12 protein-coding genes and 3 pseudogenes are annotated in these 13,506 nt (G+C 66.0%); 9 read left to right on the top strand and 6 right to left on the bottom strand.

Features of this window, described 5'->3' with window-relative positions; genetic code table 11:
• Window positions 1–132, bottom strand: coding sequence for a hypothetical protein (locus P8R42_28795; protein ID MDG2308595.1), 132 nt, complete (start codon window positions 130–132; stop codon window positions 1–3).
• Window positions 133–347: 215 nt separating this feature from the next.
• Here P8R42_28795 and P8R42_28790 point away from each other — a divergent pair.
• Window positions 348–491 (top strand): annotated as a pseudogene (locus P8R42_28790) (TetR family transcriptional regulator).
• 135 nt (window positions 492–626) lie between these two features.
• Window positions 627–962 (top strand): hypothetical protein, encoded by a 336-nt coding sequence (locus tag P8R42_28785; protein MDG2308594.1) that lies wholly within the window; start codon window positions 627–629, stop codon window positions 960–962.
• Between the two features lie 9 nt (window positions 963–971).
• On the opposite strand, the gene P8R42_28780 is transcribed toward P8R42_28785, so the two are convergent.
• The 4 genes and pseudogenes from P8R42_28780 to P8R42_28765 form a co-directional block, all read right to left on the bottom strand.
• Window positions 972–3,401, bottom strand: a complete 2,430-nt coding sequence (locus tag P8R42_28780) for a TonB-dependent receptor (GenBank protein MDG2308593.1) — start codon at window positions 3,399–3,401, stop codon at window positions 972–974.
• Window positions 3,402–3,825: 424 nt separating this feature from the next.
• Entirely contained in the window at window positions 3,826–4,557 is a 732-nt protein-coding gene (locus P8R42_28775; protein MDG2308592.1) for an SDR family oxidoreductase, read from the bottom strand.
• 46 nt (window positions 4,558–4,603) lie between these two features.
• Window positions 4,604–4,855: pseudogene (locus P8R42_28770) on the bottom strand (hypothetical protein).
• 543 nt (window positions 4,856–5,398) lie between these two features.
• Complete coding sequence (locus tag P8R42_28765; protein MDG2308591.1) at window positions 5,399–6,865, bottom strand: wax ester/triacylglycerol synthase family O-acyltransferase; 1,467 nt, start codon at window positions 6,863–6,865, stop codon at window positions 5,399–5,401.
• Window positions 6,866–7,039: 174 nt separating this feature from the next.
• Here P8R42_28765 and P8R42_28760 point away from each other — a divergent pair, with 174 nt between their 5' ends.
• The 3 genes from P8R42_28760 to P8R42_28750 all read left to right on the top strand — a co-directional run bounded on the left by P8R42_28760 (window position 7,040) and on the right by P8R42_28750 (window position 8,122).
• A complete protein-coding gene (locus tag P8R42_28760; protein ID MDG2308590.1) occupies window positions 7,040–7,393 on the top strand; it encodes a hypothetical protein in 354 nt (117 codons plus the stop codon).
• A gap of 121 nt (window positions 7,394–7,514) precedes the next feature.
• Window positions 7,515–7,721, top strand: a complete 207-nt coding sequence (locus P8R42_28755) for a hypothetical protein (protein MDG2308589.1) — start codon at window positions 7,515–7,517, stop codon at window positions 7,719–7,721.
• Window positions 7,718–8,122: a hypothetical protein gene (locus P8R42_28750; GenBank protein ID MDG2308588.1), complete on the top strand. Its 405-nt coding sequence runs from the start codon at window positions 7,718–7,720 to the stop codon at window positions 8,120–8,122. The genes P8R42_28755 and P8R42_28750 overlap by 4 nt, the downstream gene beginning before the upstream one ends.
• A 7-nt stretch (window positions 8,123–8,129) precedes the next feature.
• Here the strand turns inward: P8R42_28750 and P8R42_28745 are convergent, their stop codons facing one another.
• Window positions 8,130–9,770: a hypothetical protein gene (locus tag P8R42_28745; protein MDG2308587.1), complete on the bottom strand. Its 1,641-nt coding sequence runs from the start codon at window positions 9,768–9,770 to the stop codon at window positions 8,130–8,132.
• A 101-nt stretch (window positions 9,771–9,871) separates the two neighbouring features.
• Here P8R42_28745 and P8R42_28740 point away from each other — a divergent pair, with 101 nt between their 5' ends.
• The 4 genes and pseudogenes from P8R42_28740 (at window position 9,872) to P8R42_28725 (ending at window position 13,504) form a co-directional block, all read left to right on the top strand.
• Window positions 9,872–10,135, top strand: coding sequence for a hypothetical protein (locus P8R42_28740; protein ID MDG2308586.1), 264 nt, complete (start codon window positions 9,872–9,874; stop codon window positions 10,133–10,135).
• A 15-nt stretch (window positions 10,136–10,150) separates the two neighbouring features.
• A pseudogene (locus P8R42_28735) lies at window positions 10,151–10,528 on the top strand (deiodinase-related protein).
• Between the two features lie 62 nt (window positions 10,529–10,590).
• The gene (locus P8R42_28730) at window positions 10,591–11,130 is read left to right on the top strand and encodes a DUF4136 domain-containing protein (GenBank protein ID MDG2308585.1); all 540 of its coding nucleotides are present in this window, start codon (window positions 10,591–10,593) and stop codon (window positions 11,128–11,130) included.
• Window positions 11,131–11,134: 4 nt separating this feature from the next.
• Window positions 11,135–13,504, top strand: coding sequence for a CoA transferase (locus P8R42_28725; GenBank protein ID MDG2308584.1), 2,370 nt, complete (start codon window positions 11,135–11,137; stop codon window positions 13,502–13,504).
• Window positions 13,505–13,506: the final 2 nt, after the last annotated feature.

Raw genomic sequence — 13,506 nt, 5'->3', positions numbered from 1 at the left:
CTACGACTCCGGCACCGGCTCCGCGCGGCGCCAGAGCACCGCCGCGACGACCACTACAAAGCTGAGCCAACCGTAGACCAGGAACACGAACAGATACACGACCACGTCGAACGCGATCTGGCCAACCGGCATCTCGAACTGCGCAGGTCGATGAACGCCCGCGGGCGTCGCGCCAGGTCTACGGAATCAGCCGCCCGAAGGGTCGCCCCATCCCGAACATGAGGAGGGCGATCGAGCCGCCCGAAACGACCCTCTCGCACGTGGCGTAGAGATCCTCCATTGCGGATTTCTTGAAACTAGCACTTGCTAGCCTAAGCCGGCGACCAATGGACTAGCAACCGCTGGTCATGTCGAGAGCCCGAAGATCCAAGAAAACCACTCGCAGTCGCCGCGCGGCCACCGGAAGCGGCAACGCCACCGCCACAAGCATCCTCGATGCCGCCGAACGCCTCTTTGCCGACCAAGGGTACGACGGCACATCGATGCGCGATGTCGCCTCGCAGCCGCGCTCACGCGAACCCGCGGCTGGAGGAAGAAGACCCCCGGGGACCGCCGCATCGGGGAGCCGGAGCTCACGCTGGCGGTCCTGGCGATCTACCACGTCGTGCTCGGCTTCTATGCGAGCGGTGGGCTCTTCGAAGCCGCCGCCGGGCGCAAGCTCGATTCGAAGGAAACCCGAGAGGCGCACGTGGCCGCCACCGTGCCGGTCGGGGATCGCCTACCGGCTCAACGCCTTCACGGGGCCGTTCATCAACTTCCCGCTCTTCGCGCTGTCGTTCCCCGGTTGGAACAGTTTCGTCTTCGGGACGTGGACTCGGATTCTCCTCGGCAGCCCGATCTTCGCTCTCCGCGCCTACCTGTCTCTCAGCGGCGTCTTTCGGCTAGGAATGCACCCAACCCGGGGAAACGAGGGAGAGTTCGAGGACACCGACCCGTATCGGCTCGCGCGGAACCCGCAGTAAACCGGTGCACTAGAAAACGTAGCTGAGCTCGCCGCCGAACGTCAGAGGCGGCTCATAGAACCGCGAGACGCCCCCAAACGTCGTCACGTAGGCGAACGTCTGGTTGAAGTACGCCTCGTCGAGCAAGTTCTTCGCCCACACGGCGACCTGCGCGCGGTCGTCTAGGAAGTCGTACGAGAGCCGCGCGTTCAGGAGGTTGTATCCCGCCTGAAAGCCCTGCCGGACCTCCGGCGCCACCGTGTGGAACCGATCGCGGTACGCCCACTCGAGCCGTGGCGTGAGCCATCCGTTGAGCAGCGAGTCCGCGGCGATGTCGATCCCGAAGGAATACTGGGCGGACACGAACGACTGAAGCTGCGGCGACTGATCGAAGGTCTCGCCGGCCCGATCGATAGGCGCGGACGTCATCTGCGACTCCGAGCCGGAGTACTCGTCGTAGCGCGCGTCGAGGTAGCCGAACGACCCCGTGAAGACGAGTCCGTCGATCGGCTGCACCCAAGCCTCCGCCTCGAACCCCTGGATCGTCGCCTTCGCCGCGTTCTGCGTCACGCGCTGCGAAACGACCATTCCCTGATCATCCAGCGAGGTCACGAACTGCGAGACCTGAATGTCGTCATACTTCCCGCGGAAGACCGCCAAGTTGAGCGTGAGACGCTGCTCCAGTGCGGTCGTCTTCACACCGAGTTCGAAGTTGTCGAGCGTCTCCGGGTCGAACGGTACCGGGCTCAACGAACCGACCTGAGATTGCAGAACGGCGTTGAACCCTCCGCCCTTGAAGCCCCGCGAGTACGTGAAGTAGCCCATCAGGTGATCGACCGGAGTTCCGTCGAGCCACTCCTGCGGGGTCAGCAGCGCCAGCGTCGCCGCGGGCGTCCACGACGTGAACGTGTTGGAATCCGCGCCCATCTCCGGCGGCACGTCGGGCGCGCGAGGGTCATAGGCCTCCTGCGTGAACGATTTTCGGTCCGCGGTGTACCGGAGGCCGGCCGTGAGCGAGAGCCAGTCCGTGACGTCCGCCGTCCCCTGCCCGTACAGCGCCCACGTGAAATTGTCGGTCGTGATCCGATTGGCCGTCGCGGTCACGAACGTCGCGGTCTCGGCCCGCACGGTGTTCGGCGCGGTGGCGTTCTCCCAGTAAGCAAAGAGGCCCGTGATAAAGTTGATTCGGCCGTCCCAAGCAGACGCGTTGAACTGCAGTTCCTGCTGGACCTGCTCTTGCTCGGTCGGCTCGCCATCGAACAACGCTCCTCCGCCGGCATTCGAGAGCTGAATCGCCGGGTAGGAACTGCCGTCCAGATCGAAGCGCTGTGCCGACGCCTGCTGGCGCCACGACGAGATCGATTTCACAAGCAGGTCGTCGAGAAAAGCGAAGCCGCCCGGTGCGTACTCGATGACACCCCAGGTGCCACTGCTCGTTACACTGTTGATCTGCGCGACGGCTTCGTTCGTGAGGAAGGGTCCCGACACTGCCTCGCACCCCGGCTTGAAGCCGGGAACGAGGCCCTCGAGAGCACCCGGGGCCGAGAAGACACACTCCCCACCCCGTGCGTTGGTGTGCGCGGTCGAGTACTGGCCGCTCACGTCGATCGTGAGATCATCGATCAGCGCGAGACGGATAGAGCCCAGCGTGTCGATCGAGCTGAGCCCGGACATGTACTCGTCACGATACTGATTGTAGACGTAACCGGCGCTGTTCCTCGACGAGAGTGCGAAGCGTGTCATCACCTTGTCTTCGTAGACCGGCAGATTCACCATCGCGCGCGTCATGACGGACCCGAAGTTGCCCGGGCGCACGAACACGAAGCCCTCGAGCTCGGGCTTCGGCTTCACGGTCGTCACACTCACCGCTCCGCCGACGGTGTTCTTCCCGAAGAGGGTCCCCTGCGGACCTCGCAACACTTCCACCTGCTCGATATCGACGGTGTCGAGCAGCTGCCCCACCGCGCGGGCAAGGAAAACTCCGTCCACGTACACCCCGACGCCGGGATCGAACGCCACCTCGACGGTCGTGGTCCCGACCCCGCGAATGCGAATCTGCGGTGCCTGCCCAGCGAGCCCCTGGGCGAACGTCATGTTCGGCACTAGATCCTGAATCTGATCGATCCGCGTGATCCCGGACTGGCGCAGCGCGGTCTCGCCGAGGACGGTGACGGCCACCGGAGTATCCTCGAGCAGCTCTGCACGCTTCCGTGCGCTCACCACGATCTCCTCGATTCGCTGCCGCGCCCCCCGGTCCAGCCCAGGTGTCGGGTCACCGCGCTCCGCCGCCTCGGCCTGCGCCGCGCCGGCATCGACCTCGTCCTCCTCCCCCACCGTCTCGACACCCGTGTCGAGCGACTTTTGGAGATCGGACGGAGCCTCTACCTGTCCGGCTGCGGAGCCCGGCGAGAGAAGTGTCAGGAGAATCAAGGCGATGGGGATCAATCGAATGGGATGCATGGCCGGGATCGTGTTCCCACGACCGTGCCCGGAACGCAAAAGCCGGTCAATCACACACCCCGATCGCCCGGGAGCAGTCCTCGAACGGCGGGCATTCGCAACTCATCATGACCTTCAGAACACGCTTCATCTGCTCCGCCTCTTCGATGGGGCGATCGAGTTCGCCGACCTTCTCGTCCGCGAGCGCTCACCGGTCGAGGCCCGGCCCCTGAAGTCGCCGCGCAGAAGCTTCACTTCCGCCACCGTGAACCCCGCGCTTTTGCGAGATCAATCAGCGCAAGGCGAGAGACGACACCCTCGTCGTAGATCCGTCTCCCACCGCGTAGCGCCGGTCGCGAAATCAGACCTTCGATCTCGTAGTAGCGTATCGCGGACGACGCGGCCCCGGCCCGCTTGGCGACCTCACCGATGCGGAGCTAGTCAATCACCAGCGCTCGGTCCACGGTCGAACGTCCGCCTCGAACGTCCACGCGCTGCGCCGCTGTGCGTGCAGAGCCCAATAGGTCTCCGCGATATCTTCCGGATCGAGGATCGCGTCCGGCGGCATCTCCTTCAGTCGGTCGCCCATCATCTCGCGAATGAAAGCACCGTCGATCCCCCCGTCGATCACGACGTGTCCGACGTGGATCCCCTTCGGGCCGAGTTCACGCGCCATGCTCTGCGCGACGGAACGGAGCCCCGCTTTCGCGCTGGCAAAGGCGGAGAAGCCGGCGCCGCCGCGCACACTCGCGGTCGCTCCGGTGAAGAGAATCGTCCCTTCGGCGCGCGGCAACATGCGACGCGCGGCCTCGCGGCCGACGAGGAAGCCCGCGAAGCAGGCCATCTCCCAGACCTTCGTGAACACGCGCGTGGTCGTCTCCTCGATCGAGAAGCTGACGTTCGCCCCGGGGTTGAACACGACGACCCTGAGGGGGCCGATGTCCTTTTCGATTTTGTCGAAGAGCGCGACGACCTCTTCTTCGTTGCGCATGTCGGTCGTGAAGCCGTGCGCCTCGCCGCCCGCATCTCCGATCTCTCGGCACAGATCGTCGAGCTCATCGGCGTGGCGACGACGGACCCCACAGATCGTGAACCCCTCGCGGCCGAAACGGCGACAAATCGACGCGCCGAGACCAGGACCCGCACCAATGACGAGCGCTGCGCGCGAATCACCCATGCCTGCGTACTCTCACCCCTCTCGCCGGCGGGCAACCCCCGGGCGCTCAGGTCGCGAGAACGAACGAAGTCGGCTCCAAGCCGAAGAGCATCCGCGCCGCATCTTCGATTAGCGGCTGCGCGACGGTCAAGTGCTGGCCCACCACCAGAACGTCCCGCTGACATCGGTCGAGAACCGAGCCCGCACGGTTCGTATCCGTCCCTGCGGCTCGATGCACCTCCGCAACGGCACGGGCCAACGCAGCCACGGCGTGACTGCACGCGATCTCCAGACGGGCGCGCTTCCCAACGCGACACCGGTCTTGTTGTACGCGAGCCGTGAACCAGTCCGGATTCTCCGAGCGGCCCCGAGACGTTCGTCGTCCAGAACCTGCAAGCCCGGCCGGTCACCCGAACGCCTCCTTCCTCGATCGTCGCCTGGCCGACGGCCGCGGTCGACCCGCAGAGAATCGCGGTGGGATCGGTGGAGACCTCCACCACGCAGTCCGGCGCGAATGAGACGAGACTCGTCGTCTCGATTCCGATCATGAGGTTCCACCCCGCCGCCCCATCGCCCTGCGAGATCGCCTCGATCGCGCGAATCTGCATCGCCGGGCTCGCCTCTAAACCTCCGAGCGCCTCCGGCACCGCCAGCCGATACAAACCGGCCTCCGCCCTCGGACGCCGCCTCCTTGGCAAGGGACTCCAACGCGACCGCGCGATCGACCAGCTCCTGTTGGTCGGCCATCGAGTGCCGACGTATCAGATCTCGACGCAGCCGTGCGAGTCCCTACGCGAGGGCGCCCCACAAAACTCTCATCGAGGGACGATGCCCGATTCGTCGAACTCGCCACCCAAGAAGACTACGCGGTCTTCGCGAGCGTCGACGCCGCGGCGTCGACGGGCTGCTCGGACTCCGCGGGCGCACCCAGCCCTGCCGCATCGAAGAGAGTCATGAACGACTGTGCGAAGAAGGCCATGAAAGCGCTCAGGTCCGGGATCATCTCGTAGTCCGCGTTCAGGCCGACGTGAAGCATGCCATCGTAGCTGAAGAGCGCGATCCCGAGGCCGGTGCCGTCGAGTAGCGGCACCAGCGGGTGCATCTCCAGAAGCCGCGCCCCCAGAATGTAGAGGGGGAACTGGGGGCCGGGCACGTTCGTGACGATCATGTTGATCGGTCCCGATGCGAGGCGAGAGCCGAGGGCCAGGACGGACGACGGAGCGTACTCGGCGGCTTTCATCATCAGGTCGAATGCTAGCGCCTGACGCGAATCCTTCAGGTCACGAGTTTCCTGGCTAACCTGGCGAACCCACTCGAGCGGATCGCTCTCGCCGATCGGGAGACGAAGGATCCACGCCGAAACGCGATTGCCGAGCCGACCCTGCTCGTCGTCGCGACGCACGCTCACCGGCGCCGAAATCCGGAAGTCCATGCCGGCGGGAGAGACGCCGCGACGAAGCAGGTACTGCCGGACCGCTCCCGTAACGGTCGCCAGCACCACGTCGTTCACAGTACACCCGAGCGCACGGCGAACGGCCTTCACGTCGTCGAGTGGCAGGCTCAGCCAATCGATTCGACGGTGCGGGCCGAGAGGGCCGTTGATCGGTGTATCGGACGACGGCGCGAGCGCGTTCTTCGTGAAGTCGACGACGGCCCGCGCCCGCGCTCCGAGCTCACCCGCGACATCGGACGACCCACGCGCAAATGCCCCTAGACCCCCGATGACTTCGACGGGCGATAGGACCAGGCGCTTTGCCGCATCGAGCGCGAGCTCTGAACTCGTCGGCGCCGGTCGCGGCATGAAGGGCCGCGGAGTCCCGATCTCGTGTTCGGGAGTCGGCGACATGAGGATCTGGGCTACATCCGCACCCGACGAGCCGTCGACCATGCAGTGATGGATCTTGTTCACGATTGCGAATCGATCGTCAGACAGCCCCTCGATGATCCACATCTCCCAGAGCGGCCGAGTACGATCCAGGGCTCGCGTGGTGATTCGGGCTGTCAGCTTCTTCAGCTCTTCGACGTCACCCGGCTTCGGCAGCGCCGCGTGGCGGACGTGATAGTCGATGTTGAAGTGGGCGTCGTCGACCCACACGGGACGCCCCTCGACCGGAACGTACTGGAGCTTCTCCCGGTACCGCGGGATCCGGTGGAGCTGCGCCTCGAGAGCCCGCTTGAACTTCCGGACATCGACGCCGCCGGCCTCGGAGGCCAGATCGCCAAGCTGGTAGATTCCGACCGCCGCGACGTGCAGAGGCACGTTCGGCTGCTCGGAGACAAGAAAACTATTGTCCTGCGCCGAAAGGCGCTCGTACATGTATTTGGGCATCGGTCGCTCCTCTCCCACGCGATGGCGCGCAGCGCCCTCACCGTCAAAGCAGTGCGCGTGCCACGGACGGACGGCGGATTCCGGTGATTCATTCAGCACAAAGGCGGCGCGATCTGCCCATTCCGTGGGCGAGCGCTGAAAAAACCGTCATACTGCGGCGACCAAGGAGCGACCATGAACGTCACACGGATCTACACGGGCGAAGACGGCGAGTCCCATTTCGACGACGTCGAGATCGACCTGATCGATCGGGGCACCATCGGCGCGATCTCGAAGCCGCTCGCCGCCAAAAGCGTGATGTTTCGCCAGACCGAGCGCGACTACGACTACCAGTGGCACAATGCCCCACAGCGCCAGTTCGTGATCATGCTCTCGGGCGGCGGTGTCGAGATCGAGGTCGGCAATGGCACCAAACGCCGCCTCTACGCCGGGGACGTGCTGCTCGCCGAAGACACGACCGGCCGCGGCCACATCAGCCGTGCGATCGACGACGAGCCGCGCGTTTCCATCTTCGTCCCACTGGCGTAGGGCTGGGACCCCCATTGTCGCGGGAGTCGCAGGCCTCTCGTGCGCCTGCCCCGGTTCCTCCGGCGGAGTTTCGCACAGTCTCGACTTCTCGACCGAGGAGGGAGAGGTCTTCGGCGAAGACTTGTCTGCGCAAGGCCCCGACTATCACCAACGGATCGGCGTCTCGTTCGAGATCCCGAACCTGTACGGGAAGCTCACAGCGGTCGAGAACCTCGATTTCTCCACCTCGTTCTTCCAGGGCTCGTGCGAGACGAGCGCCGACCTGCTCGCCCAACTCGACCTGCCCGCGAACGACCCGCCCGGGTGGATCACTATTCCAAGGGCATGAAGATACGCGTCGTGTACGGGCGCCCCCTCGTGCACCCGGGAGCGTTCTTCGGTGCCCTCGCCGCTGCTTCAATGGGCTCGCCCGTGTTCGTCCTGTTTTTCGGGGCGTATGCATCCAACAAGATCGAGGCACTCGCGATGCAGAAGGTCGCCGGCTCGATCACCACGGCGCCCATCCTAATATTCCTTCTCCCGACCGGTTCGCAGTGGGCCCTGTGGTGGAACCCCTGGTACTGGATCTATCTCGGGCTCCTCCGGGGTTGGGCGAGCGCAGCAAAGCTTCGGGCCGCCGGGGTTCCCGTGCCGGTCGACGCGGAACTGGCGTACTCGGCGATCCCGATCGCGATGTGTCTCGGCTGCGGCGCGCCCCTCGCGCGGCGATACGAGCGCCTCGTTCAGTAGCCCCGCACTAGAGATCCCGCTCCAGGCGCTCGCGCAGACGTCGCTTCGCCATCGACCGGACAGGTCCGGTACGCTCGTAGATCGAAACCGTCGTCCCGTCCTGAAGCGTGAACTCGCCGGGCAAGCGCTGGAAGGAGCGACCGATCCCGGTGCCGGCGAGAATCTGCGCGGCCGGCACGAGGATGACGTCCTGTTCCTCCGCTCGCACGTGCACCCGCGGCGGATCCGTCACCACCGCATAGTCGGCCGTAAGGAGCCGCGTCGGGAATCGCTCCTTGCGATCGAGATGCGCCGAGAGTTCCACGTGGGCCGCGATGTTCGGAGCCTCCGTCGTCAGGTGCGCGTTCTTCAGGATGTCCTCGTTGAGCAGCCAGTAGCTCGACAGAACGTAGATCTTGTCCTTCGGCTCGTCCGCGAGCGCCTCGAGTGTCCGGGAGAGACGGACGATCTCCGGCAGATCGTATCGAACCTGCGGCTGATACCGCGGGGTAGCGAGCACGCCCCACGGGTCGCTCAACCCCTGTCCCACCGGAGCACCGAACGCGAGGACCGACCCGAGCGCCAGAACGGCCAGGCCCGCGGCGAGACCGACGCGCGGCAGGACCGCCTCGCCGGCACGGCGCGCGAGATCGACGAGAAACACCGCGGCGAGCACGCCGATCTGCGGGGCGATCAGATAGTAGTGGTGGCGATCGAACGGCTGTGCCCGCAGGAAGATCACCAGGATGAGAAAGGTTTGCAGGGCCATCACCCGCGCGAGGCTGCGATGCGCCGGGCTGCGCCACGCGACGGCCAACCCGGCGGCTGCGAACGCGAGTGGCACGAAGCCGAACCGATTCGACGCACGACCCAGGCCATCGGCATAGAAGTCGAGTGCACGATACGCTGCGCGGCTCGCGGCCGGATCCGTCGTGAGCATCTGCAGAGCGATCGGCGTCGCGATGAGCAGCAGCAAGACGCCCGCAGACGCGGCCTGCACCGCGACCTTCCGAAGGCCGGAGAGCCGGTCGCGCCACGCGCCACGCGCGATCATCGCCTCAATCCCAAGCGCCAGGACCCAGCAGAGAACCCAGAAGCCGTACCAACGTCGGAAGAGAATCAGGCCGGCCAGCATCGCGCCGATTCCAACCGCACGCCGGATCGACATCTCCCGCACCGGAAACGGGGAGACCAGCCACACGACGACGGCGAGCCAGACTCCTCCGATCCCGATCGACCCGCGCAGGAGTGGCGCCCACAAGGCGGGAAGAAGGACCACCGTCGCAACAGCGACGAGCGGAGCCCACCGGACCCGTGCCGCATCGGCCATCCGCAACGAGACCATGGCGAGGGCGATCACGGCGGGCAGGCCGTATACGGCGAGCACGACGAGAACCCAGGCCGTGCGGTCGTAGTCAAAGACCCGACTGAGCGGAGCGAGCGGTACGGCCGCCAACAGGTTGTACTTCTCGTGGCGGACGGATTCGACCAGAAGCTCGAGCGCCGCACTGGGATCACCGAGCAGCTCCCCCAGCTGGATCGTGGCGAGCCAGTAGCCCGAGAAATCCCAGTAGTAGATGAAGCGCTCGGAGGCGACGAAGCTACCGACCACGACGGCGAGCACGGCGATCCCCGCGAGGGCCGCGGGGATCACTTGCCGGAGCGACACCGGTTCTCCGCTACTCTCCGCGCTCATGCCGCTCCCTCCGTAGCAGCTGAAGCCGCCGGGAGTGGAACCACCCCGCCTGGGGTGCAAGGATGGGCGCCATCATGGCTACCAAAATGCCCGAAGGACTGGACTGGAAGTCGCTCACGCCGGACGACTCGCCTCTCACCCCCGACGATCTGCACGCGGATGCGAAGATGATCGACCTCTCGACCGCCACCGTCGAGGCCGACGGACCAGCATTCGATTTCGAGCTCCCGCTGTTCGACTACAGCGGCGGCACGAAGCAAGAGACCGGCAAGACCTTCCACCTCTCAGAAGTGTCCAAGAACCGCCCAGTCGCCCTGATCTTCGGCTCCCATACTTGACCTCCGTTCCGTGTCCAGTTGGGGCGCCTCCACGATCTCCATGAAGCCCATCGAAACCAGGTCGACTTCCTCGTCGTGCACATCCGAGAAGCGCATCCGGAAGAGGGGTGGGTCATCACGATGAATCGCGATCAGGACATCCGCGTAAACGACCCCACGAGCGACGCCGAGCGGGAAGACGTCGCCACTTCGTGCGCCCTTCGTCTCCAAATTCGCATGCCGGTCGTGATCGACCCCATCGGCGACCGACTCGCGAGCGCCTACGGCGGCCTGCCCGATCCGCTCTACCTCATCGGGCGCGGAGGAAGGATCGCCTTCCAGGGAGAACCCGGGCCGTGGGGTTTCGATCCCGAGAAACTCGCCGCCGCCATCACGCAGGAGCTAGAGAGCTGAAAAACCTCGTCGTCTTGTTGTCGTTGGTCGCTGCGGTCGGGTGCGCGGGCAAGCAGCCCCCGATGCGAATCCATGTCGAAACGAACCCGCGCGTGGACCTCTCGTTGTACCGCACATACGAATGGACACAGCCGGGGCCGCCCCAGCGCGTGGGCTATCGCGACGACTTCGCACCGCCCGCCACCGGTTCGAGAGGTACCCTACATCCCGCGGGGGCCGGCAACTGGGCCGTCGAGCGCACCGACCAGGAGATCCGTGGGCGCGCCGATGCCGAGCTGGCCGCGCGCGGCTACGTCCGCGCAGCCAAGCCGCAGATGTTGTTCTCGTGGCACATTTCGACGCAGCACAAGCAGATCCAGGATACGTGGGGCGACTTCGCGCAATACAAAGCCGAGGGTGGGACCGAGGGCCCCGCCGATGCCTGGATGGACGGATACGAAGAGGGCTCGCTCGTCATCGAGGCACGCGATAGCCGCAACCGAGCCCTGCTGTGGTACGGCAGCGCCACTGCCGTGGTGAACCCAGAGCTCCGAAAGAAACGAATCCCCGAAGCAATCGCCGAAATCTTCGCGCAGTGGCCGGCCCGCTCGGCGGGAGGCTGACGACATGCACGGACTCAAAGGCGTCCGCATCGTCGACTTCACATCGGAGATCGCCGGGCCGTACGCAACGAAGCTGTTCGTCGACGCCGGAGCCGACGTTCTCAAGATCGAGAGCCCGGCCGGAGACCCCCTTCGGCGCAGCTCGTCTACGGGCGCAGACCTCGGCGGCACCGACGGTGCGCTCTTCCGGTTTCTGAACGCGGGGAAGCAATCCATCGTCGGCGACGCCTCGGACGCGCACGTACGAGAGCTCCTGACCGGGGCCGATCTCATCGTCGAGGACTTCACTCCCGGCGCCTTCGACGTCGCCGGGGTGCGTTCGGCCCATCCCGGCGCCGTCGTGCTGTCCATCACCCCCTACGGACAGTCGGGCCCCTACGCCCACCGCCCGTGGACGGAGTTCATCGTTCAAGCCGAAGGCGGATCCGTCGCCCTTCGAGGACGACCGGAACAGGAGCCCTACCAGGCCGGCGGCCGCATCGCGGAGTGGGTCGCCGGTGCCTTCGGCGCGGTGGGCGCTCTCGCCGCGGTGCTGCGCGCACGAAGCACCGGACACGGCGAACACGTCGACCTCGCAATGCTCGACGCCATCAATCTGTCTGGCAGCATCTTCATGGATCTGATCTATCGGCTGATGGGTCTGCGCGAGGCTCCGTGGCCCTCCCGAACGACGGAGACGCCGTCGATCGAGCCAACCGCCGATGGATGGGTCGGCTTCAACACAAACTCGGCTCAACAATTCGCCGACTTCCTGGTCTTGATCGAGCGCCCGGACTTGGAGGGCGAGGGACTCGAGACCGTCGCGGGACGCACCATGCGATTCGACGAATGGCAGGACGCCGTTCGTGCCTGGACGACGAAGCACACGACGGCCGAGATCGTGGAGCGTGCGAGCGCGCTGCGCATCCCGGTCGCACCCGTGAATGACGGCAAGAACGCGCTCCTCCACGAACACTTCGTCGCCCGCGGCATCTTCGTCGACTCGGCCGACGGCAGCTTCCAGCACCCGCGCCGCCCCTATCTCGTCGGCGGCAATGCGGCCGAGGCCCCTCGGCCGGCTCCGACACTCGGCCAACACACCAACCAGACATCGACGGGCGCCGCGGACCGCCCCCCTGCCCAAGGGACGCCGCCCCTCCCCTTCGCGGGCCTGCGCGTTCTCGACATGACGAACTGGTGGGCCGGCCCGGCCGGAACCCACGTCCTCGCATCGCTCGGCGCGGACGTCATCCACGTCGAGTCCGCCCGCCGACCGGACGGCGTTCGCTACACCGGCGGTATTCTCAAAGGAACGGTCGAGGAGTGGTGGGAATGCTCCGCTTTCTTTCTCGCAGCCGACTCGAACAAGCGCGACCTCTGCATCGATCTCAGTGGCGACCGCGGCAAGGAAGTCATCGAGCGACTCGCCGCGAAGTGCGACCTGCTCGTGGAGAACTACAGCCCCCGCGTCCTCGACGGCTTCGGACTCGGCTGGGAGCGGCTGCAGGAACTGAATCCACGACTCTCACTCGTTCGCATGCCGGCGTTCGGGCTCGACGGCCCGTGGCGCGACAACGTCGGGTTCGCCCAAACGATGGATCAGATCTCCGGTCTCGCGTGGGTCACCGGCCACGCGGACGATCAGCCGCGAATACAACGGGGGCCGTGTGACCCGCTCGCCGGAATGAACGCCGCCTTCGCATCGATGGTCGCACTTGCGGAACGCGACCACACCGGCCGCGGCGTCCACGTCGAATGCCCGATGGTGGAAGGCGCACTGAACGCCGCCGCCGAGCAGGTGATCGAGTACACCGCGTACGGCAACGTCCCGCAGCGAATGGGGAACCGGTCCCCGATGGCCGCGCCGCAGGGGATCTATCCTTGCCGGGGACACGCTCCGGAACTCGAGCAATGGCTCGCGCTTTCCGTGGCGAGCGACGAGCAGTGGACAGCGCTCATCCGTGTGCTCGGCGACGCACCCTGGACGCGTGAGGCCGCTCTCGCGAGCGAGCCCGGACGTCGGGCCGCGCACGACCGGATCGATGCGGAGCTCCGCACATTCTTCGCCGACCGCGACCTCGATTCGACCGTGGAGGAGCTCGTCGCAGCCGGCGTGCCTGCCGGGCGCGTGTGGGACACCCGACGAGGAACCGATCATCCGCAACTGCAGGCGCGAGGCTTTTTCGAGACCGTAACCCACTCCGTCGCGGGGACGCACCCCACACCAACCCTTCCCTTCCGGTACGAAAGCCTCGAGAGGTGGATCCGAACGCCTGCGCCGACCCTCGGCCAGAACAATCGTGAGATCCTGTGCGACCTGCTCGGACTCAGCGGTGAGGAGTACGACGCCCTCGTTGAGCAGGACGTCATCGGTACGCGACCCGCCGGCGCCTGACG

Source organism: Candidatus Binatia bacterium (genome assembly GCA_029243485.1).
Lineage (GTDB): Bacteria > Desulfobacterota > Binatia > UBA12015 > UBA12015 > VGTG01.
The sequence above is the reverse complement of the archived record's forward strand: the minus strand, read 5'-3'. Positions and strand labels throughout refer to the sequence as shown.